The sequence below is a fragment of the Vreelandella sp. 2A-K22 genome (assembly GCF_054065485.1).
The window spans coordinates 38,543-64,949 of the sequence record NZ_JBSUGC010000011.1; the positions used below are offsets into that span (position 1 = coordinate 38,543).

Consider the following 26,407-nt stretch of genomic DNA (forward strand, 5'->3'; position numbering starts at 1 on the left):
GCATTTTTATGCCAATGTGCCAAAAGCCAGTTTTTTAGTCAGGTGCATCTCCATATCGCACTCGATTTTGGTGAAGTTGGACGCAGAAATGATTGTGGCATCGACGATGCTGCCTTCGCGCAGCATCACGTCATTTTTCTCCAATTGCTCCCAATGGAATTGCTTGCCCTTCCGCTCCAGAAAAATTCGAGGCCAATCTTTCTTTTTGGTTATGGTGATCGGCCTCGTAGACATTGGCTTTACCCATGGTAGCACTGAAACCTATGCAGTTGATGATGGCCGTATTATCGCTGATGTCAGAGATTTACCTGGCATAGAACAATCTGTTGTAGATCACTTCTATTGATAAAACCAGGCACCTAAGACAAATAAAATTAGGTATAGGTACTATCCATAAGTAAGTTTCAGGTAAGTTTCGGGTAAGTGGCTGGTAAGTTTAGTGTTCTATTGTGAATAGCCTAACGGACTGATGAGAGCACTACCATGTATCTCCCTCCCCAAGCTAAAACTAATGGAAAAGGAATAAAGCGCATATATCGTGCTTCCGTGAACGCTATTGATGGACTCTATGCTTGCTGGAAAAGTGAAGCAGCGTTTAGACAGGAAGTTGTCGCTAGCCTTTTTCTTTACCCTCTTATCTTTATCTTAGACACAACGCCAGTTGAAAAGGCAGTCCTATTTCTGTCGCTGACATTAGTTCTTATAGTTGAATTAATTAATTCTGCAATCGAGTCAACTGTAGATCGAATAAGTTTTGAGCACCACCCTCTTAGTGGCCGTGCAAAAGATATCGGCTCTGCTGCAGTTTTATTAAGTATAACTTTGATGATAGGAGTTTGGCTTTTCGTGCTAGTAGGTTAAGGCTATAAAACCATAGCCGATACCAGTTATTTAATAACACACTACACCGAAAACAAATCCCCCTATTTTTTCATTAAAAATTGGTAGCAGCCATCATGAATAGATATATATTTTTTTATTACAAGCTAACCTCTAAAGCTATAATTTATCGTCCACGCATAAGTTCTGAACTACTTACATTGCTGGTCACAATACTATTTACCATTATGTATAACAATGCCTTCTGGCATGAAGCTTTATTTGGGTATGACATAAGTGAACCCCGGTCAGCAGGCATAGTAACACTTATGCTTTTAATTATCACCAGCCTTCATTTTGTTGTATTTTTATTATTTTCTTTTTACTGGTCTGCCAAGATTTTACTGACAATCTTACTCCTCTTAGCTTCTGTTGTAAGTTACTTTACTGGCTCTTACGGGGTCTATTTTGATACGACCATGCTGGACAATGTTTTGCAGACAGATACCAGTGAGGCTCGGGAACTTTTGACATTCGGTCTGCTTCTCCACTTATTGCTCTATTTTATTGTGCCTTCGATTGCATTATGGCGAGTCAAGCTCAAGAAAACATCCTGGTCTAAAGCAGCGATACGTCGCCTTACCTATTGGCTGAGCGGAGTGGCTGTACTCCTTGTCTCGACAATTCTGTCTTATCAAGATATGTCATCACTAATGCGCAACAACAAGGAGCTTCGCCACCTTATAACACCAGGTAACTACTTGGTCTCCATGGTAAAAGTGCTTGCTAGCGAAGCCCCTTCTGCTAATACACCACGTTTGTCCGTTGGAGAGGATGCCTTTATAGAACCAGATGAGGGAGCAAAACCCAAACTTCTCGTCATCATTGTGGGCGAAACTGTACGTGCCGCAAACTGGGGGCTTAATGATTATCAACGCCAGACAACACCTGAACTGGCCAATCTGTCGTCTGTCATTAATTTTAAACAGGTAACATCTTGCGGTACGAGTACAGCAGTTTCCTTACCTTGCATGTTTTCGCTGCCTGGCCGTCGAGACTACGATAAAACCTATGCCCAGCAGCATGAATCTTTACTTGACGTATTGAAACGTGCTGGTCTGAATGTCATTTGGGTAGAAAACCAGTCAGGCTGTAAAGGCGTCTGTGACCGAGTGGAAACCGTGAAGATAACGGCTGAAGAGTATCCCCAACTTTGTCAAGAAGGACGCTGCTTAGATGAAGCACTTGTGCACGAGCTTAGTAGCCAGATAAGGCAGCCAGACCCACGTGACACGGTTATTATTCTGCACCAACTCGGCAATCATGGCCCAAGTTATTTTCAGCGCTATCCCAGCAATTTCGAACGGTTCATTCCAACCTGTAAAACTGCCGATTTATCACAGTGCTCTCAAGAAGAAATTACTAATAGTTACGATAACGCTATTCTTTATACAGATCATATTTTGAGTCAGATCATTGAAATGCTAGCCAATCAATCAAACTATGATGCCTCAATGATCTATCTATCTGATCACGGAGAATCGCTTGGTGAGAAAGGGCTTTATCTACATGGCATTCCTTATGCCATTGCACCGGATGAACAAACTCATATCCCTATGTTGTGGTGGCTTTCACACGATTTTTCTCAACGTGAAAATATAGATATTGAATGTCTAAACGAAACTGCTGAAACCCCCGCATCGCATGACAACTTATTCCACAGCGTACTGGGATTACTGAATGTATCAACAATGATTTACCAGGACGAATTGGATATCAGCCAACGATGTTCCAGCTAAGTCTGCGTTGCTTCGTTGTAGAGCTGATCCTTTAGTCACTTCGTAGCGCCGACGACTAAACATCGAGAGATTAACTGCAATATCGACGTGCGAACACATAAGTGTGACGATATAATGAACATTCACCCATGCATGTTTTAAAATGCGAACAGCAAAACTGCTTACCCACAGAGGATGTTGGTATGTCTTTCCCCCCTGTCTGGCCCATCGGGTTTCAAACCATCTTAGTGCGTGCGGTGCTGTACGTATTTTTTATTGGCGCGATTGCCCAAGGCGCCTATTTAGAAGCGCTTTATCTCCCCTCAGTACGCTTTTCTGAGCTGGGTTTTACCGAATTTACCCAAACACTGGTGCTGGCCACCTGCTGTGCAATGCTGATTTACATTCGTCATGTACTTAAAGTGTGGCCCACCGTTACACTGTTGCTGCTGGCATTTGTGGCCGCCTCCTTGGTACGCGAACAGGATCACTTTTTAGATAACTATGTGGCTCATAACACCTGGAAGGTACTCGTTGCACTGATTATTCTCCCATCGCTTTTTTGGGTGGTGAAGCAGCGCCAACGCTTTCTTGCGGAGTTCGCTCATTACAGCAACACCTTCGCCTTTGGTTTGTTTACGGCAGGCGTGCTGACCACTTATATATTCTCGCGCCTGTATGGGCGACAAGAGTTCTGGCAAGCCGTTCTTGAAGACAGCTATTCAGGAACCTTTAAGAGTGTTGCTGAAGAAGTCGTCGAACTACTCGGTTATAGCCTAATTCTGATCGCCACCCTGGAATTGCTACTACTGGCTCGCCGCATTTATAAAGCCCGGCAGATACCCAATTAAGCGCGGCACACATCGTCTTCAACAATAGTCCCCATAAAAAAGCCCGCCGTTCAGAGAACGGCGGGCTTTTTGGTCTTAGCGGCGACTACTTTCTATTCACCACTTACTACTTTCTATTTACCACTCACAACTTACGACATTCACTCGTCGAGGAACGAACGCAGCGGCTCAGAGCGGCTGGGGTGACGCAGCTTACGCAGCGCTTTGGCTTCAATCTGACGAATTCGCTCACGGGTTACGTCAAACTGTTTGCCCACCTCTTCCAGCGTATGGTCGGTGTTCATATCGATACCGAAACGCATGCGTAGTACCTTCGCTTCGCGGGCGGTCAAGCCACCTAACACGTTGCGCGTTGCTTCGATAAGACCTTCACCGGTAGCCATATCAATGGGCAGCAGCATGGTACCGTCTTCGATAAAGTCACCCAGGTGTGAATCATCATCGTCACCAATCGGCGTCTCCATGGAGATCGGCTCTTTGGCGATTTTGAGCACTTTGCGTACTTTATCTTCCGGCATTTCCAAACGCTCGCCGAGTTCTTCCGGCGTTGGCTCACGGCCCATTTCCTGCAACATCTGGCGCGAGACGCGATTGAGCTTGTTGATCGTCTCAATCATATGTACCGGGATACGGATGGTGCGTGCCTGGTCGGCAATCGAGCGGGTAATTGCCTGACGAATCCACCAGGTGGCGTAAGTCGAGAACTTATAACCACGGCGGTATTCGAACTTATCGACCGCTTTCATCAAGCCGATGTTGCCTTCCTGGATGAGATCCAAGAACTGCAAACCACGGTTGGTGTACTTCTTGGCGATCGAAATCACCAAGCGCAGGTTAGCCTCAACCATCTCTTTCTTGGCACGGCGAGCTTTCGCCTCACCAATCGAGAGCTTGCGATTCACCTCTTTAAGGTCGGCAACCGAGAGCTGCACCATATCCTCTTCGAAGGCGATCTTGCGCTGAGCACGAGCAATATCGGCGCGCAACGGCTCAAGGCGGTCTGCGTACTTGCTCTGCGCTGCCTGGAATTCATCCAGCCATGTTTTGCTCGACTCATTACCAGGAAACGACTTGATAAACGTCTTACGCGGCACCTTGGCTTTTTTCACGCACAGCTGCATGACCGCTTTCTCTTGGGCACGCACTTGCTCAACACTGATACGCACCTGACCGACCAAGCGCTCGAAGTGCTTAGGCACCAGCTTGATAGGCGAGAAAAGCACCGCCAAGCGGGCTTGCTCGGCCTTTAACTCAGCACTGCCGCGGCCATGCTTGGCAAACGCCTCTTCCACCAAGGCGTTCTGCTCGCGAATCTGCTCGAAACGTGCACGCGCCTCTTCGGGATCTGGGCCGCCCTCGCTGGCCGTAGAATCCTCGTCCTCATCGTCGCCGTCGCTCTCAACGTCGTCGTCAATCTCGGCTTCAGGCTCCGGTTCGGGCACCTCTGCTTCGGCAACGCCGGGGATACCCTCATCGGGATCGATGAAACCAGAAAACAGATCCGAAAGACGCCCCGGCGCTTCTTCATCCTGGGTAGCGTCATAGGCGTCCAAAATAGACGCGACGGCACCCGGCAAATAGGCCAGAGACGACATCACTTCACGGGTACCCTCTTCGATCCGTTTGGCGATTTCGATTTCGCCTTCACGGGTCAAAAGCTCAACCGTGCCCATTTCACGCATATACATGCGTACGGGGTCAGTGGTGCGGCCTACATCGCTTTCCACGGCGGCAAGGGCCGCTACGGCCTCTTCCGCAGCGGACTCGTCCGTGGATTGATCCGACATCATCAAAGTGTCTTCATCTGGCGCTTCTTCAGCGACACTTATACCCATGTCGTTGATCATGCCAATGATGTCTTCCACTTGATCCGGGTCGGCGATATCCTCAGGTAGATGGTCGTTGACCTCGGCATAGGTCAGGTAACCCTGTTCCTTGCCTCGAGCGATCAACTCCTTCAGACGCGACTGCTGCTGCGCATTTCCAGCCATAGAAACCCTATCTCGACGAAGAAGAATGAAACACCTGGAGCGCTGAATCGATTAAACTCAACAAGCCGTACAGTATAGCGTAAAAAGCAAGAAATTTTCCAGCTCGACGTATTTGCGCGGTAATTCAGGTGTGTTAGTTTGTTCGGTTAGGCCAACGCTCGGTGGCTGACCCTATATCTGGTGCTGAAACGCTAGGAATTCAACCCCCATCGCCCAAGACACCGCCTCATTGGCGCTGAGCAAGCTCCATTACCAAGCTTGCCAAACGCTGGCGCTGCTCCTTATCCAACTTTTGCCCGGCGCGCTCCTGCGCCAGCAACGCCGTGTACTCCTCTTGAGGAGAACGCTGGCGCTGAACGTACTGCAAGTGTTCCACCAATCCCTTCAGCTCTGCTTCCCGATCTGCCTTGGGAATCAACAGCTCGCGCTTGGCGAAAGCCGCCAAGGCATGCCCCTGCTGGCTGCCTTGAAAATGCGCCAACACCACTTGCGGGCTGCGGTAGCGCCCTGCCTTGAGCAGCTCAATCAGCTCGCGGCATAGCGGCGCATCGTCATCTTCCGGCAACCACTCCAAATGATCAGGGAGCGTGACCACCAGATTGGGCTCATGCAATAACAGCTGCACGATACGCCCAACCGGGGAGAGCGCCTGAGAGCGTGAGCGCGATGAGCGGGCTGGCGCTGCCAAAACAGCGCCGTTCATGGCGGATGAGGCCGATTCGGACTCCAACTGCTCTGCCGGCTCCTGCGAAACATCACCTTGGGTGACGGATCGCTGCGACGCCTGGGAACGCTTTTCGAGCAGCACTTTCAACTGCTCTTGCGCCAGCCCACTACGCTTTGCCAATGACTCCAGCAGTAGCGATTTGAGCATGCCTTCAGGCACTTTGTTCAATGCTTCGAGCACCTGACTGGCAAACCGCTCGCACCCTTCCACGGTATTCAAGTCGCGCCCTTGGGCTGCCTGTTCGAATAGAAACTCCGACAGCGGCATGGCGCAGGTCACGCGATCCTGAAATGCCTGGGTGCCTTCACGGCGCACCAGGGTGTCCGGGTCATCACCTTCGGGCAGAAACAGAAAGCGCGCTTCACGGCCATCTATCATTTGCGGCAGTGCGGTTTCCAACGCCCGGCTAGCCGCCTGCCTCCCGGCACGATCACCGTCGAAACAGAACACTACGCGACTCACCAGTCGAAACAGGCGGGTCAAATGGTCTTCTGTGGTGGCGGTACCCAGCGTCGCCACAGCATTATGAATACCGTATTGCGCCAGTGCCACCACATCCATATAGCCTTCGACCATGATCAACTGCTCAAGCTTGTTCGAGGCTTGGCGCGCCTCATACAAGCCGTAAAGCTCACGACCTTTATGGAATACGGGTGTTTCCGGAGAGTTGAGATATTTGGGCTGGTCATCGCCCATCACTCGACCACCAAAGGCAATCGTACGACCGCGCAAATCGCGAATGGGGAACATTACCCGATCACGAAAACGGTCGTAGGTACGCCCGGTATCCTCACGGTGAATCAGCAGGCCGTACTCCACCTGCACTGGCTCACCAATACCGCGCTCGCTGAGGTGCTGTTTTAGCGCCTCCCAACCCGCCGGGGCATAGCCAATGCCGTAGGTCTTGATCACCTCGTCCGAGAGCCCACGACCCGACAAATAGCGTTGGGCAGGCTGGCCCTCCTGCATCTTTAATCGCTCGCGATAAAAACTGGCGGCGAGTTCGAGCAGGTTAACACCCTCTTTGCGCTTCTTTTCACGCTGCTGGGCACGCGGGTCATCAGCGCCTTCACGCGGCACTTCAATACCCAGGCGACCGGCCAACTGCTCTACCGCCTCAGGAAACGGTAGTTTGTCGTACTCCATCAAGAAGCGTAGTGCATTACCATTAGCTCCGCAGCCAAAGCAGTGATAAAACTGCTTATCAGCACTGACGGTAAACGATGGGGTTTTCTCTTGATGGAAGGGACACAGCCCAGAGTAGTTACGACCAGCCTTTTTAAGCTGCACGCGCTCACCAACCACCTCGACCACGTCAACGCGGCCTAACAGATCATCAATGAAACGCTGTGGAATTTGGCCTGCCATGAACTACGGGCATCCTCGCGCAAAGCGCTAACTTTCGAGACTGTTTTTAAAAGCCCTGTTTTTTAAAAGCCCTGTTTTTTAAAACCAGTTTTCAAAACCAGTTTTTTAAAACACTGCCTAAGGTCATCAGACCCATTGCCAGATCAGATCATCATAAACAGCGACGGCCTTTAGCAACGACAGCTTTGAAGAACAACAGTCAAAAACAAACGGCCACCTAGTGGCGGCCGCTTGGCATCCCTCTTGAGACGACCAGCTAACTGCTCCGGCCCCCTCGGGTACGGATCAATAGAGCCGTTCGAAACGCTTTTGCTCACGCTGAACTTTCTTAGCGTGGCGTTTTACGGCAGCTGCCGCTTTGCGTTTACGCTCAGCAGTCGGCTTCTCATAGTGCTCGCGGCGGCGTACTTCAGAAAGAACACCGGCTTTTTCGCAAGAACGCTTGAAGCGACGCAGGGCGACGTCAAACGGCTCGTTATCACGTACTTTTACAGAAGGCATTAAGCACTCACCTACCTTAAGGAGTCTTGAGTTCGGATAGTACGTACACTGCGATATTACATTTTAGAACACGGTGTACGACCCAGTTTTACAGCGCACAGTAGTTTAGTCGCCGTTGACCATCTTTGCAAATGCTTACGCTGATCCACGGCGATAATGCTAGACTAGCGCCCTTCTGTTTTCACCTTTACATCTTTTGAATAGCCTTTGAGAGTCCCTTTTTATGCGAGTTCTGGGCATTGAAACATCCTGCGACGAAACGGGTGTCGCGCTTTACGACACCTCGTTAACCGGCGGCCAGGGGCTGCTTGCCGATGCGCTGTATAGCCAAATCGCCATGCATGCAGAATTTGGCGGCGTAGTGCCCGAACTCGCCTCTCGCGATCACACCCGCAAACTGCTGCCGCTGATCGAGCAAGTGCTCGGCGACGCCAAGCTAACGCGCCGCGACCTGGATGGCATCACTTACACCGCAGGCCCCGGCTTAGTCGGCGCATTAATGGTGGGTGCCAGTACCGCCCATGGCATGGCTCGGGCCTTGAACATCCCCGTGCTCGGCGTACACCATATGGAAGGCCATTTACTGGCACCGATGCTGGAAGACGAGCCACCCGAGTTCCCTTTCGTGGCGCTGCTGGTCTCCGGCGGCCATACCCAGCTCGTCGAAGTTCAGGGGCTGGGTCGCTATCAACTGCTCGGCGAATCGGTGGATGACGCGGCTGGTGAAGCGTTTGATAAAGCTGCCAAGATGCTCGGACTGGCCTACCCAGGCGGCCCTCAGGTCGCCAAGCTGGCGGAACAGGGTGACCCCAAGCGCTTTCGCTTCCCGCGCCCCATGACCGACCGGCCAGGGCTAGACTTCAGTTTTTCGGGCCTAAAAACCCACACCATGACGGCCATTCGCCAGTTGGAAACAGCCGACGAATTCGACGCCCAGGCCCGCGCCGACGTTGCCCGCGCCTTTGAAGAGGCCGTTGTCGATACGCTGGTGATTAAGTGCCGTCGAGCGCTGGATCAAACCGGCTTGAAGCGCTTAGTGGTGGCGGGCGGAGTCAGCGCCAACCATCGCCTGCGCGAACGACTGCAGACTGAGTGCGAAAAACGCCAAGCCCGCGCCTACTACCCGCGCGGGCGATTCTGTACCGACAATGGCGCCATGATTGCCTATGTGGGTGCTCAACGCCTGGCAGCGGGAGAGTGCGACACTTCTGGCATGATGCAGGCGACGCCCCGCTGGCCTCTCGATCAGTTGATACCGCCTGTCTCACCCTAAGAACCACGAAACGGTGGCTCCTCACCGCGTCGCAGTCGGCGAATATTAAGCCCGTGACGTGCCAGCACCAGCAGGCTGAATCCACCCACCACCATGACGTACTCCGGCGCCAGCCAGCCGCAGGCCAGCGGCGCCACGAGAGCACTCACTAGCGACGCCAGCGCAGCTGTTTTTAATCGCCACGCTAGCAGCGCCCATATCGATGCACTCAGTAACGCCACCTGAGGCACTAATACCAACAACACACCGAAGGCACTGGCGACCGCTTTACCGCCACGAAAGCCATGCCACAGTGGGAAGCTGTGGCCTAGCAATACTGCCAACCCCACGACTCCCTGCAGCCAGACCGGGCAGCCCATCAGCTTTGCACCCAAAACAGCAGGCATGGCTTTTAAAGCATCTAACAGCAGAGTAGCTGCCGCTAAGCGGGGGCCATATAGGCGCAGCACGTTGGAAAAGCCGGGATTAAATGAGCCGTGTTGGCGGGGGTCGCCCACACCCGCCAGGCGGCAAACGCTCAGCGCTGCCAGCCAACTGCCACTTAAATAACCCACCACTATCCATACCATGGCGCCATGCTCGCTTTGTGGCCCGATATACTGTCGTTTAGCCCCATCCTAACGTACAATCGCCCGCTTGTTACCGTAGGGGGAAGCTGGATGGATCGCATTTTGATTGAAGCGTTAAGCGTCGATACTGTGATTGGTGTCTACGACTGGGAGCGCTCGATTCAACAGTCGCTAAGCTTAGACTTGGTGTTGGCGACCGACATTCGCTCGGCGGCAGCCACCGACGATTTACGCCTTACCCTGGACTACGCGGCTATCTGCCAGCGCATTCAGCAGTTTGCCGATGCCCATCAGTTCGCCCTGGTAGAGACCTTTGCCGAAAGGCTCGCTGAATGCCTGCGTACAGACTTCCCCATCACTTGGCTGCGCTTGACGGTACGTAAACCGGGCGCGGTTGCCAATGCCGTTAGCGTCGGCCTGGAAATCACCCGCGGCAACCTGCCGGAGGCAACCCAGGAGATCAGCGCATGAACCTGGTGACCGTCAGCTTAGGCAGCAATATTCACCCTACTCGGCATATTCGCTGCTGCCTGGATGCGCTTGCTGATACCTTCGGCCCCCTGCAGATCTCCCGTGTGTTTGAAAGCGAGCCGGTCGGTTTCGCCGACAGCCGCAATTTCTACAACCTGGTGGTGGCGTTTCACAGTGCTTGGACACCCGGCGAACTTCAGGCATGGGGGAAGCAACTGGAAATAGAGCATGGCCGCCTGCCTGGTCTTGCCAAATTTAGTCCCCGCGCGCTGGATATCGACTTGCTCACGGTGGGCAGCCTTTGCGGCACGGTTGACGAAATCGCCTTACCGCGTAGCGAAATTACCCATAATGCGTTCGTGCTACAGCCGCTTGCTGAGCTGCTCCCCAATCAGTGCCACCCCCGCTGCGGCACGTCCTATGCCGCGCTATGGAGCGCCTTCGAGCTAGGCAGCCAGCGCCTTTGGGCGGTGGATTTCAGCTGGCGCGGCCGCTGGATCTCCCAAGCGGATGAACAGCCCCTGCTGGCGGCGGCACGCCGGTAAATTACTTGGTTAGCGCCGCCTCCACGGCCTGCCCGCGGCGCGCTCGCAAGGCCTCGCCCAGCGCTGCGCCTTGATATCCCTCAGCTATCAGTGCCTGGGGGCTTACCGCCCGAGCAGCTTTCCAGGCGTTTTCGAGCGGGCCAACCTGCTCAGGCGCCAACACTTTGACTAACGCCAGCTGTCCCTCGACCTGCTCAGGCTTACGCCAACCATCCAAACGTTCCAGCCAACGTAGCACGCTGGGGCCCTCTAATGCGTCGGAAGGCAGCGCATGGTTTTTTAGCGAATGGTTTATTAAAGAATAGGTAAGCGCGGTATGGCGAGCCAATTGGGCAACGGCATTGGGCAGTTTGAGTCGTTCCGACAAGGCATCGCGCTGCTCAGCGCTTAGCGGCGATACCAACTGCGCATGGCGCCAATGAGCCAATGGGAACATATCGCTATCAGGTACCTCAGCCATCGCTGCCAAGCCCTTCACTAACGCTTCGCCCGCCAATTCTGGCCACCAGACGTTGAGCGCGTCGCAACGTTCAAGGGTGGTGAAATAGACCTCTGGGCTTGGCTCACCCAGCGCTTTTTCCGTTTCGACCCACACCCGCTCGGCGGCCAGGTGCTCAAGTTCGCCGCTGTGGCTCACCTTACGCATTAGTGCCTGGGTTTCAGGGGCAATGGTGAAGCCCAGTGACGCATAGCGGGCCAGAAAACGTGCGGTACGCAGCACTCGCAGCGGGTCTTCGCTAAACGCCGCGGAGATATGCCGCAACACGCGCCGTTCGATATCGCCTTGACCATTAAACGGGTCGGTTAATTCGCCCTCAGTACTCTGGGCAATGGCATTAATGGTTAAATCACGCCGCAATAGATCCTCTTCCAGGCTGACATCGGGGCTGGCATGCACTTCAAACCCGCCATAGCCGTGGCCAGACTTGCGTTCGGTGCGGGCCAGGGCGTATTCCTCAGCGGTTTCGGGATGCAGAAAAACTGGAAAGTCGCGCCCCACGGGCTTAAATCCGCGCTTGCGCATGGCATCTGGCGTAGTGCCCACCACGACCCAGTCATTGTCATATACCGGCCAGCCGAGTAACTCATCGCGCACGGCGCCGCCTACCCGATACACGTTCAAGCCTGCTAAGCGGGGATCACTGTTTGTTTCTTTCACTGTCGTTTTTCCTGCTGAAGGCTAGCTACACTGGTTCGCTCGCCGCTGTCCAGATTGAGCGCGGTTAGACGTCCGCCCCACACGCAGCCCGTATCCAACGCCTCAACGGGTACCCGCGCCTGGGGCGTATTCCCCTCCAGCGCCGCCCAGTGGCCGAAGAGTAGGCGGGTGTCATCGTCACGCGGGTATTGAAACCAGGGCAGAAAGCCCTCTGGGGCACTGTCCAATCCCTCTTTGGCCGCAAAGTCCAAACGGCCCTGGGCATCAATAAAGCGCATCCGAGTCAGCACATTGACAGTCAGGCGCAGCCGATCCATGCCGTCTAAATCATCGTGCCAGCTATCCGGCTGGTTACCAAACAGTTGGGTTAAAAACTCACCGGATGCCTCACTGCCTAGCGCCATCTGCACTTCGCGCCCTAAAGATTCGGTCTGGGCTACGCTCCATTGGGGAAGCAGCCCCGCGTGGGTCATTAACGTACTGTTTTCAAACACGCTAAGCGGTTGGCTCTGCAGCCAATCCAGCAGCGCTTCGCGATCAGGCGCGCCAAGAATATCGCTCAAGGTATCGTTTTTTTTCAGCTTGCCGCCCCCGCGCGCTACGACCAGCAAATGAAAATCGTGGTTGCCCAATACGCTGCGTGCCGAGCTACCCAGTGCGCGCACTTCTCGCAGACACTCCAATGAACCAGGCCCACGATTAATCAAATCGCCCACCAGCCATAGCGTATCCCGCGCGGGGTTGAAGCTAAGCTTTTCAAGAAGGGCTACAAATTCGGCGTGACAGCCGTGCAGATCGCCGATCGCATAGGTGCTCATGCACGAGGCCTTTTTAATAAAATGAGTAGGCTAAATACTACCACTTCACCGACATCCTATGCCTGTCGCTGGTGGCTTATGTTGATGATTAGCACTGGTGAAAAGTACAAACCTGGATCACTATAAAAAGTACGCTTTGGCGCTCTTGAGCTTCTCGCTAGCTTAACCACTCAATCGAGTAGCCACCTCGCAACAACTGTTAAGGAAAACGGTACGCTTATGACAATGGATTACTCTCGACGCGGGCTATTGCGAGCGGCAACGCTGGCAGGTCTTGGCGCACTTATACTCCCCGGCACAACGCTTCTTCCAGCCGCACGAGCCACCACTCCCAAGCTTGACCCACCGCCCGCTGCGGTGACGGTTAATGGTTGGCTCCTGCGCAGCAGTGACCGCTGATGTATATCGCTTTTGAGGACATTAGCGAACACAGCCATGCAGTGGATGTCTGCATTATCGGCGCGGGTGCGGCGGGCATTTCCATGGCCGTTACCCTGGCGGAGCGGGGCCACCGCGTACTGCTCTGCGAAGGTGGCGATGCGGACTACAGCGAACGCTCCCAGGAGTGCTACCGGGGCGAAGTCGTCGGCGACCCTTATATTCCCCTTTATGGCGCTCGCCTGCGCTATTTGGGCGGGTCGACCAACCACTGGGGTGGCATCTGCCGACCACTCGATCGCTATGACTTTACCGCCAAAAGTGCTGCCAGTGAGACGGCCTGGCCTATTGGCCGGGATGCGTTATCGCCCTACTACCGCGCCGCGGCCAGCGTGCTCGACTTGGCGCCTACGCCTGCTGATCAGCCGATCACGGATTCTGGGCTCAAGCGCATCTATTTCTCACTGGGCCACCCGACGCGTCTGAAGGAGAAATATGCCACCACGCTAAGCGAATCGAACACGTTGGAGTGCTGCCTAACGGCCAACTTGGTGGCGCTGGAAAGCCAGAATGGCAAAGTCACCGGCGCTATCTTCAAAAACTACCAAGGCGATTACCGAAAGGTTCAGGCGCGCTACTTTGTGCTGGCCTGTGGCGGCATCGAAAACTCGCGCTTGCTGCTGTGGTGCAACCAACAGTTAAATGGCCAGCTTATACCTCAAGCCGACACCCTAGGGCATTACTGGATGGAGCACCCCCACGCCACGGTGGGTCAGGCGCTAATTTTTGAGCCAGCGGCACTGGGGCTGGACGAGGATTACAACGTGTTCCTCTCCCCCACCGCTCAATCCATCAGCTCACGCCAAATACTGAATTGTGGGCTGCGCTTGCACCGCATGAACGCTGAAGCCACCCAGGAACTGATTGACGAGCTCGCGGATCAGGCCCCCACGCTGGCGGGACGACTGCGTGTCTGGCAGGCCCAGGGACGGGTGATACACGGCGCGGTACTCAGAGCCGCCTGGGAGCAAGAGCCGCGCTTTGACAATCGCATAGAGTTAAGCGAAGAGCTGGATGATCTGGACGTACCCCGCAGCCGATTGGTGTGGCAGCAGTCCGAGCTGGATCGCCATACGATCCGCGAGAGCATGCTGCTGTTAGGGGAGTATCTGCGCGACCACGAGGTGGGAAGGCTGCAAATGGCTGACTGGCTGGCCGATACGCCGGTACAACTGCCTACCGAGGGCGAGTTGGCTGGCCGTCACCATATGGGCGGCACGCGTATGAGTCTTAATGCCGAGGAAGGCATTGTTAACCCCGACTGCCGACTGTTTGCCCAGGATAACTTCTATGTGGCGGGTTCCAGCGTTTTTGCCAGCGCCGGGCACGCCAACCCGACGTTAACGCTAGTACAGCTGGCCCTGCGGCTTTGCGATCACCTGGAGAGCAGGCTAACCCAAACTGTCTAATGGAGCTGAAGCGGTACGGCTAACCTAAAAGGAGTAATGGCTACCTCAAAAACACGCTGAGTAGAGGTATCCAACAGCGTATAGGCACCCTCCATCACCCCCACCGGGGTTTGCAGAATGGCGCGACTGGTGTAACGAAAACTCTGGCCGGGGCCAATTAGCGGCTGTTGGCCGACGACGCCTTTGCCGCGGACTTCCTGGCAGTCGCCGCTGCCCTGGGTGATTTTCCAGTAGCGCGCCATCAGCTGAACGCTATGGGGGCTCTGATTGTGGACAGTCACGGTGTAGCTAAACACATAGCGCGACTCTCCATCGTTAGACTCATCAGCGCGATAGCTAGGGACGACGCTCACTTTGATTGCTAGGCCACTCACGTTTGGCTGCCCCGCTCACCGCTTGCCTGCTCATCGGCGGCGACACGGTTGGCAATCGCCACATACTCCGCCACGGTCAACGTTTGCGGACGGCGGATGGGGTCAATGCCCAGATCTTCCAGGGTGTCGGCACTCACCCGCCCTTTGAAGTTATTGCGCAGCGTTTTGCGCCGCTGACCAAAGGCGAGCTTCACCAGCTCAAACAGCATCGCTGGGTCATCCGCCGTATGGGGCAGCGTTTCATGGGGGGTTAAGCGCACAATGGCGGAGTCGACTTTGGGTCGTGGCACAAAGGCTTCCGGCGGCACGATAAACAGCTGTTCGACCTGGCAGTAGTACTGAGCCATAACCGACAGACGCCCCCAATCAGCACCGCCGGGTTCTGCGGCTAAGCGTTCAACCACCTCTTTTTGCAGCATAAAGTGCATATCTTGTATGGCACTTCCTGCAGCCAGCAGATGTATTATCAGTGGTGTGGAGATGTTGTAGGGTAGGTTGCCTACCACGCGTAGCGCGGGCCCATCGCCTTTCAGCGCAGCAAAATCGAACTTCAGTGCGTCGCCTTCATGAATCACAAAATCGGGATAGTTGAAAAACTGTACCCGCAAACCGGGAATCAGATCGCGGTCGAGTTCGATCACCTCCAAGTGCCCCGCGGCTTCCAGCAACGGCTCGGTCAGCGCCCCCTGGCCTGGGCCAATTTCGACGAGGCGATCCGTCGAGCGCGGGCCAACGGCGCGAACGATCCGCGAGATAATGCCAAGGTCGCGTAAAAAATTCTGACCAAAGCGTTTACGAGCGCGGTGTTGGGGCACAGTAGACATCAAACGGTGTTCCTTGGGGTGCGGATTCAATCGGGAGTATGTAGTAGCCAGCACTGTTGCAACTGGTCGTTTGCACGAATCGGTGCCAGAGCAGGTTATATCTCAGCAGACAACCGCCTTGCAGCTAGACGGCGCGCAAGGGCGATAGCGACGTTTAGGCTGCCGGGATCTGCCACGCCTTTGCCTGCCAGATCCAGCGCGGTGCCATGGTCGACCGAAGTGCGTACCAATGGCAAGCCCAGAGTAATGTTAGCGGCCTGACCAAAGCCTGCGTATTTTAACACCGCTAAACCCTGGTCGTGGTACATCGCCAGCACCGCATCGACACCAGCCAAATGCCTGGGGGTAAACAGTGTGTCGGCGGGCAAGGGGCCAAGTATATCCATTCCCTCAGCGCGCAGTGCATCAAGGGCGGGAATAATAACATCCAGCTCCTCGCGCCCCAGGTGACCATCTTCACCGGCGTGGGGATTCAAGCCACATACCGCAATACGTGGCTGGGCAATCCCAAACTGGCGCTGTAAATCAGCCGCAAGCAGTCGGCTAATACGGGTTACCCGCTCAAAGGTGATGGCGTCGGCAACATTGCGCAGCGGCAAATGGGTGGTCACCAGCGCCACACGCAGATCGCCGCCACCCTGCCAGCTTGGTGACGCAGCATGCAGCGCCGTATCGGTGGCGAGCATCATTACCACCTCATCGACGCCGCAGGCATCGCGCAACCACTCAGTGTGGCCGGTAAAGGCTGGGTGACCACCTTCGATGATGACGCCTTTATGAAGTGGCGCCGTAACCATAGCGGCCGCCTGACCTTTTTGGCAGGCATCCACCGCCAGCGCCAAGGTAGCCAGCACATAGTCAGCGTTGGCCGGATTGAGAACGCCCGGCGTGGCCGGTTGGTTCAGCGCAACCGGCCAGACCGGCAAACCATGGGGGCTACTTGGGTACTCGCCAGGCGAACACTCAATCACCGTGACACCTAGTCCCAGCGCTGCTGCACGCTGGCGCAGCATATCCGGGTCGCCAATCGCTACTGTACCCGCGGGGAGGATGCCCTGGGCCGCTAGCAACAGCATTAGCTCGGGGCCAATGCCCGCCGGCTCGCCGGTGGTCACTACTACCGGCAGCTCGCTATCGGAAGATAAAGTGCCCGCTACCATTCCCACTACCATTAGAGTCGAATATCAACAAAGGCCTGGGAGCGAATCTCTTGTTGCCATGTCTCTAACTCTTCGTTCGCGCGACGCTGGAAGATCGCCTGGCGCACCTGCTCACGCTGGCTCTCTTGGGTAACGTTTTGACGACGGCGCTCTTCCACCTCAATCACGTGGTAGCCAAACTGAGAGCGAACCGGCTGAGATATCTGGTTAACATCCAGGTCGCGCATCGCCTCTTCAAAGGCGGGTACGGTTTGCCCTGGGCGAACCCAGCCCAGCTCGCCGCCGTTGAGGGCAGTGCCACTGTCGTCGCTCATCTCACGCGCCACCGAAGCAAAATCCTCGCCTTGTGAAAGGCGCTGACGTACCTCTTCTGCTCGCGCGCGGGCCTGGTTTTCATCGCGATTAGGGGTCAGTGCAATCAGCACGTGGCGGGCACGGGTCTCTTCAATAAAGTTCTGCTCGCCGGACTGGCCGGGCTGCTGGTTTAGAAAGCGCTCAACGTCGCGATCGCTGACCGATACGCGGTTGCTAATTTGGCGCTGCTGCACCTGGCGCATCAGCATTTCGCGGCGAATATCTTCGCGCACGCTGGCCAGCGTCATACCATCAGCTTCCACGGCATCGGCAAACTGGTCAAGCGTCATGCCATTGGATTCGGCAATCGAGCGCACTTGCCCATTGAGCTCGGTATCATCGACGCTCAAGTTGGCATCTTTCGCCATCTGCAGTTGAATCTCTTCCATTACCATGCGCTCAAGCACCTGACGCTCCAATTGGGAGCGCGGAGGGAGATTACCACCCTGGGCCTGCGCCTGCTGCTCGATTTGCGTCATGCGATCATCTAACTCGCTGCGCATAATCACATCGTTATTGACCACGGCCACGACGCTGTCCAGCACTTGGCGCTGGGTGGACTGGAAGTTCTGCGCCTGAAGGGCTAGCGGGGCCAATGCAAGGCCTGCGCCTACACACAAAGCGAGCAGGCTACCAGCCGATAGCTGTTTCATACGGCCTAGCAGGGGCTTTCTCATTTTCATAACAAACGTCTCTTTCATTAGCCATTCGATGGAAGTCATTTACAGGGCAGTCGGACGATAGCCAGGAATGGTCTGTTCAAAATAGCTATCCGCATCCTGGCCAACGCCGCCTAAGCCACGGAATACGAAGCGTAAAAATAGCCCGCGATCATTAAAGTCATCATTAATGGGTGCGGTGTCATTGTCATCTACCCATTCGCGCCACACCAACTGCAGACCGTAACAGCAGTTGTTCCACTGCACGCCTGCCAATTGCTCCAGTGAGCGTTCATTGGTTTGATCGTGCAGGTAGCGGCCAATCAAATCAATGTTGGTGCTGGCTTTCCAGGCAAATGAGAGATCCCACTCTTCGCGGTCATAGTCGCGAAAGCCGTTATCGCCCGGCAATACGCCTGGATCGAACCCTTCGATCTCCCAACGGTAGCCAAGGTTCACTACGTGCCCTTCGGGATGCCGGTAACTAACATCAACACTTGATCGTTCGGTGCGTTCCCGGTGGTCATCGTAGAGCCATTCTGCTCCGCTGCTCCAGCGATCATTAATCTGCCAGTCAAGGCGGGTGACCAAAGGCGAACGATCCCGCGTAGCCTGATAGCGGCTTTCCGGATTGACGCTTGGGTTGTCTTCCGGCCGATCCGGCAGCGTATCGGCGTCGCCCTCGCTATCGATACGGCGGTCATCAAAGTAAACGCTCTGACCTACCCCGAACGAGAGCCGGTCACGACCGGAGGCATCTTCCAATAAGCGTGACTGCACGCCGTAAGAAAGCCGGTTGAGATCGCCAACGCGGTCAGTGCCGGAAAAGCGCTGGGCTGACCAAAGCTGATCCCAGGAGAAAGCGCGTTCGCGACTGTCAAAGTCAGGCAGTTCGCTCTGATCGGTACGCGGCACATAAGCGTAGTTAAGACGTGGCTCCAGGGTTTGGCGGTAGTCCCGCCCCCCCAGGGCGAGTTCACGCTCAAAGACGAGCCCACTGTCGATGGAGGTCAGCGCAACACTGCGGCTGGGTGAGTCGCTACGCTGTGTGTCGCGCTCGCCGTAATCCAGCTCGTAAGCAGTGTTCCACAGCTCGGTACGCGGCTCCAGATAGCCCCAAGGGCGCTCGAAACGCCAGCCAACCGCAGGCATTAGGTGCAAACGGCTACCGGTGGCCGCTTCGCGCTCCGGCACGCGACGCTCATCCACGTCGCGCCAAAAATAGGTCGCGTTTGATCGCCACTGGGTATACAGCCCGTTGTCGAACTGCCAGTTAGCATTAGCGCTCAGACTCGGCAGTTGATAAAAGGGTTTATCGCTATCGCTAAGCGGGTCTTCCAAGCGCTGGAAACCCTGGGCGCGGGCATCCAACTGCCAACGCTGGCCGCGGTAATCGACCTGGGCCAAACGCTCCATACTGGCGCGCTCGCTCTCGCCAAACTCACCGCCGAAGTCATCGAAATAGCGCCCGTCACTGGCGGCCCCGTAGCGCAGCCGATAATTACTGCGCTCATTTACCCGCCCCGCATGGCGGGCATCCACATACCAGCGATCATCACCCTCAAAGCGATTTTCTCCGCCGCCAGAGCCACCGTTATCACTGTTTAAATAGCCGCCTTCAACGATGCCCGAGCTCTCCTCAAACAGGTAGCGGTACTCACCGTTCATCAACAGCCCGCGGTCACTCATCCAGCGCGGCGTGATCGTCGCATCGTGGTTTGCGGCAATATTCCAATAAAACGGCTGGGCGTAGTCAAAACCGTCCGTTGAAAAGCCAATCGACGGAGACAGCAAGCCTGTATGGCGGCGATCGTCGATGGGAAAGCGCAGCCATGGCCAGTAAAATACCGGCACATCTTTCACTTCCAGGCGCGCATGACGCGCTGTGCCAAAGCCTTCGGCTTGGTTCAAGCGAATATCGCTGCTGACCAGTTGCCAGCTATTGGCGCCTGGGTCACAGGTGGTGAAGCTTGCGTCTTGCAGGCGGTACTCGCCCTCCCCGGTCTGCTCTAGCTGACTAGCCTGACCGCGCAGATGCTGCTCGTAGAGCACATAGTGGCTGTCACCCAGGGTGGCCCGATCTTCGTTTAGCCGGAGCATCGCCTGTTCGCCACGCACCAAAGCGCGCCCATCGCGGATGGCGATATTACCTTCTGCGTCGACCTGCTGACGGTCAGCGGGTAAAAAGATACGCTCCGCTTCCACTTCTTCATTGCCGCGGCGCAGTACCACATCGCCGCGTAGCAATGCTTCGCCATCGGCAGCGTAATCGACTTCCCGGGCCTCCAACGAGACGGTTTCCGGGTTATCTTCCGCTGGCAAGCGGTAGCTGGGCATTACATAGCGGCCCCGGCACAGTTGGTTAGCCGCTTCCTCTTCCCCCCAGGGTTGCCAATCCAACGCTTCAGCGGACATGGTTTGACCCTGAGCCACCGCTGTAAACGAGGCGCCAGCAAGCAAACTGCCCATCAGCGTATGCGCAACCGGCAACGTGCGCGAAAATCGCTTGCCCATGTTCGTTATCCTTGGCATCCAGAATCGGTATTATACAGCCCGCATGATGCCCGACCAGCAAGGAGCTTGCATGTCCTCATATCGGATTAACGCCCTCACCATGTGGGCCGCCCAACAAAACGGTCTCTCTGAGACCGATATTTCGCTTTCATCCGCCGTGGGCGATGCGAGTTTTCGGCGCTATTTTCGCCTAACACTACCCGACGGCACCACCCAGGTGGTCATGGATGCCCCGCCTGAGCAAGAGGACTCCCAGCCGTTTGTAACCATTGCCAAGCGCTGGCGAAGCGCCGGACTGCCGGTACCCAAGGTGCACGCCACCAACCTGGCGGACGGCTTTCTGCTGCTTGAAGACTTGGGTAACACCCCCCTACAGTGTTTGTTTAGCGACGACGCTAGCATACAGGCTTACCATCAGCAGGCTCTCACGCTGATCGCCGAGCTGCAAAATCGCGCAGGCCCTGACTCGCTGCCCGTGTATGATACGGCGTTGTTGGGCCGCGAACTCGACCTGTTTCCCGAGTGGTGTCTCAGCGCTTGGTTAACGCTGCCATCGCCAGAGAGCTGGCACGTTGTTCGTGAGCAGCTTATCCAGCATGCCTTAGCGCAGCCGGTAGTGACTGTGCACCGTGATTTTGATGCCATGAACCTGATGCTGCACGATCAGCGTCTGTTTATGATCGACTTTCAGGACGCCGTGGCTGGCCCGCTCAGCTACGATGTGATCTCGCTGTTACGGGGGCGATACTGCCGCTTTAGCAATGAGCAGTTCGCTGGCTTTGTCGAGGCTTTTTATCACCAGGCCCGCCATGATGGTCGACTGCCCAGCAGTGTCGATTTTGCCACTTTTCTGCTCCAGTGCCACGCGATGGCTGCCCAGCGCTCACTAAAAGTGCTGGGGATTTTCTGCCGCTTAACCCTGCGCGATCAAAAAAGTGGCTATCTCGAGCGCTTACCCCACTTTCTGAATCATCTGGAAGATAGCTTTTCGTTTCTGACCGAGCAGGCTGAGTTCGCTGAGTGGCTCCAACTCACCTTAAGACCTGCCATTATGAAACGACTAGCGGAAATACCGTCATGAAAGCGATGATTTTAGCCGCAGGCCTAGGCAAGCGAATGCGTCCGCTCACCGACCACTGCCCCAAGCCGCTGCTGCCCGTGGCGGGCAAGCCGCTAATCGTGCACCACCTGGCGCGTCTTCGCCAGGCAGGTATTCATGAGGTCGTCATCAATGTCAGCTACCGTGCAGAGCAGATTATCGCAGCGCTCGGCGATGGTGACGCCTATGGACTGCACATTCACTGGAGTCGCGAAACCGAACCGTTGGAAACCGGAGGCGGTATTCAGCAAGCGCTGCCGATGCTTGGCGAGGCGCCGTTTCTGTTGATTAACGGCGATGTTTGGTGCGCAGCGCTCCCCACCCAGCACGCGCTGCAAGGCAATGATCTGGCTCACCTGATGCTGGTGGAAAACCCTTCTCATCACGCCAGTGGGGATTTTGGACTAGCAGGAGGGCGCGTGAATCAAACCAGCACTGAGCGTTTGACCTACTCAGGTATCAGCGTGATTCACCCAGGGCTGCTCGCCGGACAACCCCAGGGCGCCTTTGCCTTGGCGCCACTGCTGAGAACTGCTATCGATAACAACCGGGTAAGCGGCGAGCACTATAAAGGGCATTGGGTCGACGTTGGAACCCCTGAACGACTGGCGGCGCTGGAACGCCAGCTACAGAGCGAAAGGGGTTAGCCTATGCATCCGCACCACTTACGTGAGGCAATCGCCAACACTCCACGGGTAGCGGTCTACGGCACGCTCAAGCAAGGTTTCAACAATGCCCACTGGCTAAACGGAGCCACTCTGCTCGGGAGCGACGTTACCAAAGCGCTCACGCTTTACGATATTGGCCCCTACCCCGGTGCCAAATGGCAGCGGTCAAAAGGGGTGACGATTGAAGTCTATCAGATCAGTATTGACCATCTGGCCCAGCTAGACTGGTTAGAGGACTACCGCATCGATGCGCCGTCAGAGGGTGAGTATGACCGCCAGCAGATAACCACCTGTTTTGGTCTCGCCTGGGTGTATCTTTACAATCCGAGTGTGACAGGTAAAACAGCTATTTATGAGAGTGGCTGGCGCATGCCGAACATTAGCAATGTTCAACAGCGGCGCTGAGAAGAGGCGCGCAGGCCAAGAAATGTTATGCTGCGCGACTTACCTTTCGTCGCCTAGATGAGGAGAGCAACGTGAAAGCACGGGTAAAATGGACAGAAGGCCGCCAATTCGTGGCGGAATCCGGTAGCGGGCACAGCGTTGTGATCGACGGCCCGCCCGACCACGGTGGTCGCAACACAGGGCCTCGCCCAATGGAAATGCTGCTAATGGGCATGGGCAGCTGCACCGCTTTTGATATCTTGAATATTCTTGATAAAGCGCGTGCCAATGTGACCGACTGCGTTGCTGAGCTAGACGCCGAACGCGCCGATGAAGTGCCCGCCGTTTTTACCAAGATCCACGTCCATTTCGTGGTGACCGGTCGCGCGCTGAAAGAGAAGCAGGTGGCCCGCGCGGTTGAGCTCTCCGCTGAAAAATACTGCAGTGCCTCGATCATGCTCGTTAACGGCGGCGTTGAGATCACCCATTCCTTTGAGATTATGGAGGAGGCTCGGACGTGACAGACAATCTCCGACTCCACGGGTTTAACAACCTGACTAGCTCGCTGAGCTTCAACATTTACGATATCTGTTATGCCAAAACCGAAGAGCAGACGGCGGCTTACATCGACTATATCGATGAGCTGTATAACGCCGAACGTTTGACGCAGATTCTTAAAGACGTCACCAATATCATCGGCGCCCATGTGCTCAATATCGCCCGCCAGGACTACGAGCCCCACGGCGCGAGCGTGACGATTTTGATTGCCGAACATGAGCTTGATGAGGCGGCGCCTGAACAAATTGAGCCAGGTCCCGGCCCGCTACCGGAGACGGTGGTTGGCCACCTGGATAAAAGCCACGTGACGGTGCACAGCTACCCCGAGTCGCACCCCGACAACGGTATTAGCACCTTCCGCCTGGATATTGATGTCTCCACCTGTGGTCATATCAGCCCATTAAAAGCGCTGAACTACCTGATCCACAGCTTCGACTCCGATATCGTCACCATGGATTACCGGGTGCGTGGCTTTACTCGCGATGTGGATGGCAAAAAACTGTTTATCGATCACGGTATTACTTCCATTCAAGACTACCTCGCTGAAGACACCAAGAATGCGTATCAGATGATGGACGTCAACGTGTATCAGGAGAATATGTTCCACACCAAGATGCTGCTCAAAGACTTCGAACTGGATAACTACCTGTTCGGCACGTCGCGTCGCGATATTACCTTTGAAGAAGCCCGGGATATCGAGGGCCGTTTGCGTAAAGAGATGCTGGAAATTTTCTACTCCCGCAATCTGGATTAAGCCCCCAAACGGGTCTCAACGCAGCACCGAAACACCAAAAAGCCAGCGAACGCTGGCTTTTTTTTCATATCAACTAAATATACTGGCTTATCCTGTCATTGCGAGGAGCCTGCGACGAAGCAATCTCTACCCGCGGTGGCACTCAAGTCGAGATCGCCGCGCTTCTCTCGCGATGACAGGAAGGGCATTAGGAGCCTGGCTTATCTGTCATTGCGAGGAGCCTGCGACGAAGCAATCTCTACCTACGGTGGGCACTCAAGCCGAGATCGCCGCGCTTCGCTCGCGATGACAGGAAGGGCTATCGCCGTTTAATAAACGCTTGGCTCGCCTTCAGGGCGAGTCTTAAAACGTCGGTGTAGCCAGAGGTACTGCTCGGGATGCTTGCGAATGGCCAGTTCAATAAACTGGTTGATTCGTGTGGCATCGGCAACTTCATCGCCGCTGGGAAAACCTTCCAGGGCAGGCAGGCTTTCAATGGTATAGGTGGCGTTATCCGGGTTGCGGTGAAACATCATCGGCACCACTGACGCGCCGGTCATACGCGCAAGCTTGGCCGTTAAGCGAATAGTCGCGGCCTGCTGACCAAATAGCGGCGCAAATACGCTCACATCGCGGCCAAAATCCTGATCCGGTGAGTACCACACCATACGTCCATCCTTGAGCTGACGCACCGCGCCACGCAAGTCATAACGGTCGAGGGCAACACCAAAATTGCGCCCGCGGGCGCGGGTCATAAAACGCTCAAACAGCGGGTTATTATGCGGTCGATAGACCGCATCGGCAGAGAAAAACAGCGCGTGCAGGGCACCCCCTAAATCGAGGGAAGAGAAGTGAACCCCCACAATGATCACGCCTTTACCCCGGGCCTCGGCGCGGGCCATATGCTCTTCGCCGATGTAAGCGACCCGGTGGCGTAGGCTTTCGCCATCGCGACACCAGCCGGTTGCGGTTTCAATCAGACCAATGCCATTGGCAATAAAGGTATCTTTAACGAGCTGATACTGTTGCTGGGGACTCTTTTCGGGAAAACAGAGCGCTATATTGGTTTCGGTAATATGGCGCCGCCGTTTGGCAAAGCGCCAGGCGAGCAGTCCAAGCCCTTTGCCAATGGCCATTTTTAATCGCCAAGGCAACCAGGCAGCGATATACATGGCACCAATAGCCAGCCATGTGGGCCAGTAACGCGGGTGGGCGAATGAGCGCGGGTAACGTGATTTCGACATGCAAACAACCGTTTAAGCAGAACGCCCATGATAACGCCGCGGCGCCCGAGGCAGTACCCCTGTTAGCAGCGTATAGCTGATGGTATCGCAGTAGCGGGCCACTTCATCCACCGACAGCACCTCGCCGTTGCTGGCCCTGCCCCACAATACAACGTCGCTGCCAATCGCGGCGTCGGGTACGTCCGTCACATCAACGGTCAACATATCCATGGAGACTTTTCCGGCAATCGCACAGCGCTGGCCGTTGACCAGTACCGGCGTGCCATCGCGGGCATGACGGTCATAGCCATCACCGTAGCCGCAGGCGACCACGGCAATGCGTGAACGCCGCGGTGCGCGCCAGCGCCCGCTATAGCCAACGGGCTCGCCCTCTTCCAGCTCCCTCAGGGCAATTATTTCCGAGCGTAGGGTCATCACCGGCTGCAGTTGCTGAGTGATTTCGTTGGCAACTTCCAAGGGGTCGCTGCCGTAGAGCATCACACCTGGCCGGTTCCAGTCACCATGGGCCACCGGCCACGCCAGGGTAGCCGGTGAGTTGGCCAGGCACAGCGGCGCTTCTAGCTCGCTAGCAAGACCTTGCAGCCGGGTCATTTGCTGGTTGAAATAGCGGTTATCGCGGGAATCGGCGCTGGCAAAATGACTCATAAGGTGGAGCGAGGCCACGCTTGGCGCGGCACTTAGCTGACGCCAGATAGCGGCGGCCTCGTCGATGGCAAAGCCCAGGCGGTGCATGCCGGAGTCAACTTTCAACCAGACAGGAATTGGCTTTTTAGGTGAAGCGGCTAACAAAGCATCAACCTGCCATTGGCTGTGTACCGCAATCCAGAAGCCGTGGGAATCCACCAGCTCCAGCTCGTCGGCGCTGAAGATACCTTCCAACAGGATGATGGGTTGGGTAATGCCGCCCTGGCGCAGGGTAAGCGCCTCTTCGATACAGGCAACGGCAAACGCGGGAGCCTGGCCTTCCAGCGCCTGAGCGCAGGCCAGCGCGCCATGCCCATACCCATCGGCTTTGATAACTGCCACTGAGCGGCTTTGCGGCGCGCAGCGGCACGCCAATTGATAGTTGTGACGCAGCGCGTCCAGATCAATATCGGCCACAAGGGGGCGCATGTGCTT

General features: G+C 55.6%; 27 protein-coding genes. 13 read left to right on the plus strand and 14 right to left on the minus strand.

Annotation, left to right across the window (positions count from 1 at the left end; translation table 11 throughout):
• Nucleotides 1-6: 6 nt before the first annotated feature.
• Nucleotides 7-234 carry a hypothetical protein gene (locus ACW17M_RS15450; RefSeq protein WP_190374760.1) on the minus strand — a complete coding sequence of 76 codons (228 nt, stop codon included), beginning with the start codon at nt 232-234 and terminating at the stop codon, nt 7-9.
• A 249-nt stretch (nt 235-483) separates the two neighbouring features.
• Here ACW17M_RS15450 and ACW17M_RS15455 point away from each other — a divergent pair, with 249 nt between their 5' ends.
• The 3 genes from ACW17M_RS15455 to ACW17M_RS15465 all read left to right on the plus strand — a co-directional run bounded on the left by ACW17M_RS15455 (nt 484) and on the right by ACW17M_RS15465 (nt 3,448).
• Entirely contained in the window at nt 484-861 is a 378-nt protein-coding gene (locus ACW17M_RS15455) for a diacylglycerol kinase (RefSeq protein WP_041158822.1), read from the plus strand.
• A 95-nt stretch (nt 862-956) separates the two neighbouring features.
• Nucleotides 957-2,618: a phosphoethanolamine transferase gene (locus tag ACW17M_RS15460; protein WP_400672315.1), complete on the plus strand. Its 1,662-nt coding sequence runs from the start codon at nt 957-959 to the stop codon at nt 2,616-2,618.
• Between the two features lie 182 nt (nt 2,619-2,800).
• The gene (locus ACW17M_RS15465; protein WP_041158824.1) at nt 2,801-3,448 is read left to right on the plus strand and encodes a hypothetical protein; all 648 of its coding nucleotides are present in this window, start codon (nt 2,801-2,803) and stop codon (nt 3,446-3,448) included.
• Between the two features lie 140 nt (nt 3,449-3,588).
• Here the strand turns inward: ACW17M_RS15465 and rpoD are convergent, their stop codons facing one another.
• The 3 genes from rpoD to rpsU form a co-directional block, all read right to left on the minus strand.
• Nucleotides 3,589-5,439, minus strand: coding sequence for an RNA polymerase sigma factor RpoD (gene rpoD, locus ACW17M_RS15470; protein ID WP_027958016.1), 1,851 nt, complete (start codon nt 5,437-5,439; stop codon nt 3,589-3,591).
• Nucleotides 5,440-5,665: 226 nt separating this feature from the next.
• Nucleotides 5,666-7,534 carry a DNA primase gene (dnaG, locus tag ACW17M_RS15475; RefSeq protein WP_427769900.1) on the minus strand — a complete coding sequence of 623 codons (1,869 nt, stop codon included), beginning with the start codon at nt 7,532-7,534 and terminating at the stop codon, nt 5,666-5,668.
• Nucleotides 7,535-7,819: 285 nt separating this feature from the next.
• On the minus strand, nt 7,820-8,035 hold the full coding sequence (gene rpsU / locus ACW17M_RS15480; protein WP_008956349.1) for a 30S ribosomal protein S21: 216 nt from the start codon (nt 8,033-8,035) through the stop codon (nt 7,820-7,822).
• Nucleotides 8,036-8,258: 223 nt separating this feature from the next.
• Here rpsU and tsaD point away from each other — a divergent pair, with 223 nt between their 5' ends.
• Nucleotides 8,259-9,308, plus strand: a complete 1,050-nt coding sequence (gene tsaD / locus ACW17M_RS15485; RefSeq protein WP_022522380.1) for a tRNA (adenosine(37)-N6)-threonylcarbamoyltransferase complex transferase subunit TsaD — start codon at nt 8,259-8,261, stop codon at nt 9,306-9,308.
• Here tsaD and plsY read toward each other — a convergent pair.
• Nucleotides 9,305-9,877: a glycerol-3-phosphate 1-O-acyltransferase PlsY gene (gene plsY, locus ACW17M_RS15490; protein WP_427769901.1), complete on the minus strand. Its 573-nt coding sequence runs from the start codon at nt 9,875-9,877 to the stop codon at nt 9,305-9,307. The two genes, tsaD and plsY, sit on opposite strands and share 4 nt — an antisense overlap.
• Nucleotides 9,878-9,967: 90 nt before the next feature.
• Here plsY and folB point away from each other — a divergent pair, with 90 nt between their 5' ends.
• Entirely contained in the window at nt 9,968-10,348 is a 381-nt protein-coding gene (folB, locus tag ACW17M_RS15495) for a dihydroneopterin aldolase (protein WP_022522378.1), read from the plus strand.
• Nucleotides 10,345-10,893 (plus strand): 2-amino-4-hydroxy-6-hydroxymethyldihydropteridine diphosphokinase, encoded by a 549-nt coding sequence (gene folK / locus ACW17M_RS15500; RefSeq protein ID WP_009287322.1) that lies wholly within the window; start codon nt 10,345-10,347, stop codon nt 10,891-10,893. Before folB ends, folK begins: the two co-directional genes overlap by 4 nt.
• A 1-nt stretch (nt 10,894) precedes the next feature.
• Here the strand turns inward: folK and ACW17M_RS15505 are convergent, their stop codons facing one another.
• Both ACW17M_RS15505 and ACW17M_RS15510 read right to left on the minus strand, forming a co-directional pair.
• Entirely contained in the window at nt 10,895-12,052 is a 1,158-nt protein-coding gene (locus tag ACW17M_RS15505; protein WP_457547742.1) for a polynucleotide adenylyltransferase, read from the minus strand.
• A complete protein-coding gene (locus ACW17M_RS15510) occupies nt 12,049-12,870 on the minus strand; it encodes a symmetrical bis(5'-nucleosyl)-tetraphosphatase (RefSeq protein WP_159177238.1) in 822 nt (273 codons plus the stop codon). The genes ACW17M_RS15505 and ACW17M_RS15510 overlap by 4 nt, the downstream gene beginning before the upstream one ends.
• 219 nt (nt 12,871-13,089) lie before the next feature.
• Between ACW17M_RS15510 and ACW17M_RS15515 the strand changes: the two genes are divergently transcribed.
• Together ACW17M_RS15515 and ACW17M_RS15520 are read left to right on the plus strand one after the other, a co-directional pair.
• Nucleotides 13,090-13,269, plus strand: a complete 180-nt coding sequence (locus ACW17M_RS15515) for a hypothetical protein (protein ID WP_081742558.1) — start codon at nt 13,090-13,092, stop codon at nt 13,267-13,269.
• Nucleotides 13,269-14,717: an FAD-dependent oxidoreductase gene (locus ACW17M_RS15520; RefSeq protein WP_027958022.1), complete on the plus strand. Its 1,449-nt coding sequence runs from the start codon at nt 13,269-13,271 to the stop codon at nt 14,715-14,717. Before ACW17M_RS15515 ends, ACW17M_RS15520 begins: the two co-directional genes overlap by 1 nt.
• Here the strand turns inward: ACW17M_RS15520 and apaG are convergent.
• From apaG to ACW17M_RS15545, 5 genes are all read right to left on the minus strand, one after another.
• Complete coding sequence (apaG, locus tag ACW17M_RS15525) at nt 14,714-15,091, minus strand: Co2+/Mg2+ efflux protein ApaG (protein ID WP_022522372.1); 378 nt, start codon at nt 15,089-15,091, stop codon at nt 14,714-14,716. The two genes, ACW17M_RS15520 and apaG, sit on opposite strands and share 4 nt — an antisense overlap.
• Nucleotides 15,088-15,915 (minus strand): 16S rRNA (adenine(1518)-N(6)/adenine(1519)-N(6))-dimethyltransferase RsmA, encoded by an 828-nt coding sequence (gene rsmA / locus ACW17M_RS15530; RefSeq protein ID WP_027958023.1) that lies wholly within the window; start codon nt 15,913-15,915, stop codon nt 15,088-15,090. Before rsmA ends, apaG begins: the two co-directional genes overlap by 4 nt.
• 95 nt (nt 15,916-16,010) lie before the next feature.
• On the minus strand, nt 16,011-17,075 hold the full coding sequence (gene pdxA, locus ACW17M_RS15535) for a 4-hydroxythreonine-4-phosphate dehydrogenase PdxA (protein ID WP_159177240.1): 1,065 nt from the start codon (nt 17,073-17,075) through the stop codon (nt 16,011-16,013).
• Nucleotides 17,076-17,086: 11 nt separating this feature from the next.
• Nucleotides 17,087-18,112 carry a peptidylprolyl isomerase gene (locus ACW17M_RS15540; RefSeq protein WP_027958025.1) on the minus strand — a complete coding sequence of 342 codons (1,026 nt, stop codon included), beginning with the start codon at nt 18,110-18,112 and terminating at the stop codon, nt 17,087-17,089.
• Nucleotides 18,113-18,151: 39 nt separating this feature from the next.
• Nucleotides 18,152-20,602, minus strand: a complete 2,451-nt coding sequence (locus ACW17M_RS15545) for an LPS-assembly protein LptD (RefSeq protein WP_278371487.1) — start codon at nt 20,600-20,602, stop codon at nt 18,152-18,154.
• A 70-nt stretch (nt 20,603-20,672) separates the two neighbouring features.
• Here ACW17M_RS15545 and ACW17M_RS15550 point away from each other — a divergent pair, with 70 nt between their 5' ends.
• The 5 genes from ACW17M_RS15550 to speD all read left to right on the plus strand — a co-directional run bounded on the left by ACW17M_RS15550 (nt 20,673) and on the right by speD (nt 24,065).
• Nucleotides 20,673-21,683: an aminoglycoside phosphotransferase family protein gene (locus ACW17M_RS15550; RefSeq protein ID WP_457547743.1), complete on the plus strand. Its 1,011-nt coding sequence runs from the start codon at nt 20,673-20,675 to the stop codon at nt 21,681-21,683.
• Nucleotides 21,680-22,348: an N-acetylmuramate alpha-1-phosphate uridylyltransferase MurU gene (murU, locus tag ACW17M_RS15555; protein ID WP_022522366.1), complete on the plus strand. Its 669-nt coding sequence runs from the start codon at nt 21,680-21,682 to the stop codon at nt 22,346-22,348. Before ACW17M_RS15550 ends, murU begins: the two co-directional genes overlap by 4 nt.
• A gap of 3 nt (nt 22,349-22,351) precedes the next feature.
• The gene (locus tag ACW17M_RS15560) at nt 22,352-22,774 is read left to right on the plus strand and encodes a gamma-glutamylcyclotransferase family protein (protein WP_027958028.1); all 423 of its coding nucleotides are present in this window, start codon (nt 22,352-22,354) and stop codon (nt 22,772-22,774) included.
• 71 nt (nt 22,775-22,845) lie between these two features.
• On the plus strand, nt 22,846-23,274 hold the full coding sequence (locus ACW17M_RS15565; protein ID WP_022522364.1) for an OsmC family protein: 429 nt from the start codon (nt 22,846-22,848) through the stop codon (nt 23,272-23,274).
• Nucleotides 23,271-24,065, plus strand: a complete 795-nt coding sequence (gene speD, locus ACW17M_RS15570) for an adenosylmethionine decarboxylase (protein WP_022522363.1) — start codon at nt 23,271-23,273, stop codon at nt 24,063-24,065. The genes ACW17M_RS15565 and speD overlap by 4 nt, the downstream gene beginning before the upstream one ends.
• 308 nt (nt 24,066-24,373) lie before the next feature.
• On the opposite strand, the gene lpxL is transcribed toward speD, so the two are convergent.
• Together lpxL and alr are read right to left on the minus strand one after the other, a co-directional pair.
• A complete protein-coding gene (gene lpxL / locus ACW17M_RS15575; protein WP_009287327.1) occupies nt 24,374-25,288 on the minus strand; it encodes an LpxL/LpxP family Kdo(2)-lipid IV(A) lauroyl/palmitoleoyl acyltransferase in 915 nt (304 codons plus the stop codon).
• A 12-nt stretch (nt 25,289-25,300) separates the two neighbouring features.
• Nucleotides 25,301-26,401: an alanine racemase gene (gene alr, locus ACW17M_RS15580; protein WP_022522361.1), complete on the minus strand. Its 1,101-nt coding sequence runs from the start codon at nt 26,399-26,401 to the stop codon at nt 25,301-25,303.
• Nucleotides 26,402-26,407: the final 6 nt, after the last annotated feature.

What these genes read in the sequence shown, in the direction of transcription:
- ACW17M_RS15450 (WP_190374760.1), bottom strand. Translation starts at nt 234, where the DNA reads ATGTCTACGAGGCCGATCACCATAACCAAAAAGAAAGATTGGCCTCGA.
- ACW17M_RS15455 (WP_041158822.1), top strand. Translation starts at nt 484, where the DNA reads ATGTATCTCCCTCCCCAAGCTAAAACTAATGGAAAAGGAATAAAGCGC.
- ACW17M_RS15460 (WP_400672315.1), top strand. Translation starts at nt 957, where the DNA reads ATGAATAGATATATATTTTTTTATTACAAGCTAACCTCTAAAGCTATA.
- ACW17M_RS15465 (WP_041158824.1), top strand. Translation starts at nt 2,801, where the DNA reads ATGTCTTTCCCCCCTGTCTGGCCCATCGGGTTTCAAACCATCTTAGTG.
- rpoD (WP_027958016.1), bottom strand. Translation starts at nt 5,439, where the DNA reads ATGGCTGGAAATGCGCAGCAGCAGTCGCGTCTGAAGGAGTTGATCGCT.
- dnaG (WP_427769900.1), bottom strand. Translation starts at nt 7,534, where the DNA reads ATGGCAGGCCAAATTCCACAGCGTTTCATTGATGATCTGTTAGGCCGC.
- rpsU (WP_008956349.1), bottom strand. Translation starts at nt 8,035, where the DNA reads ATGCCTTCTGTAAAAGTACGTGATAACGAGCCGTTTGACGTCGCCCTG.
- tsaD (WP_022522380.1), top strand. Translation starts at nt 8,259, where the DNA reads ATGCGAGTTCTGGGCATTGAAACATCCTGCGACGAAACGGGTGTCGCG.
- plsY (WP_427769901.1), bottom strand. Translation starts at nt 9,877, where the DNA reads ATGGTATGGATAGTGGTGGGTTATTTAAGTGGCAGTTGGCTGGCAGCG.
- folB (WP_022522378.1), top strand. Translation starts at nt 9,968, where the DNA reads ATGGATCGCATTTTGATTGAAGCGTTAAGCGTCGATACTGTGATTGGT.
- folK (WP_009287322.1), top strand. Translation starts at nt 10,345, where the DNA reads ATGAACCTGGTGACCGTCAGCTTAGGCAGCAATATTCACCCTACTCGG.
- ACW17M_RS15510 (WP_159177238.1), bottom strand. Translation starts at nt 12,870, where the DNA reads ATGAGCACCTATGCGATCGGCGATCTGCACGGCTGTCACGCCGAATTT.
- ACW17M_RS15515 (WP_081742558.1), top strand. Translation starts at nt 13,090, where the DNA reads ATGACAATGGATTACTCTCGACGCGGGCTATTGCGAGCGGCAACGCTG.
- ACW17M_RS15520 (WP_027958022.1), top strand. Translation starts at nt 13,269, where the DNA reads ATGTATATCGCTTTTGAGGACATTAGCGAACACAGCCATGCAGTGGAT.
- rsmA (WP_027958023.1), bottom strand. Translation starts at nt 15,915, where the DNA reads ATGTCTACTGTGCCCCAACACCGCGCTCGTAAACGCTTTGGTCAGAAT.
- pdxA (WP_159177240.1), bottom strand. Translation starts at nt 17,075, where the DNA reads ATGGTAGCGGGCACTTTATCTTCCGATAGCGAGCTGCCGGTAGTAGTG.
- ACW17M_RS15540 (WP_027958025.1), bottom strand. Translation starts at nt 18,112, where the DNA reads ATGAAAATGAGAAAGCCCCTGCTAGGCCGTATGAAACAGCTATCGGCT.
- ACW17M_RS15545 (WP_278371487.1), bottom strand. Translation starts at nt 20,602, where the DNA reads ATGGGCAAGCGATTTTCGCGCACGTTGCCGGTTGCGCATACGCTGATG.
- ACW17M_RS15550 (WP_457547743.1), top strand. Translation starts at nt 20,673, where the DNA reads ATGTCCTCATATCGGATTAACGCCCTCACCATGTGGGCCGCCCAACAA.
- murU (WP_022522366.1), top strand. Translation starts at nt 21,680, where the DNA reads ATGAAAGCGATGATTTTAGCCGCAGGCCTAGGCAAGCGAATGCGTCCG.
- ACW17M_RS15560 (WP_027958028.1), top strand. Translation starts at nt 22,352, where the DNA reads ATGCATCCGCACCACTTACGTGAGGCAATCGCCAACACTCCACGGGTA.
- lpxL (WP_009287327.1), bottom strand. Translation starts at nt 25,288, where the DNA reads ATGTCGAAATCACGTTACCCGCGCTCATTCGCCCACCCGCGTTACTGG.
- alr (WP_022522361.1), bottom strand. Translation starts at nt 26,401, where the DNA reads ATGCGCCCCCTTGTGGCCGATATTGATCTGGACGCGCTGCGTCACAAC.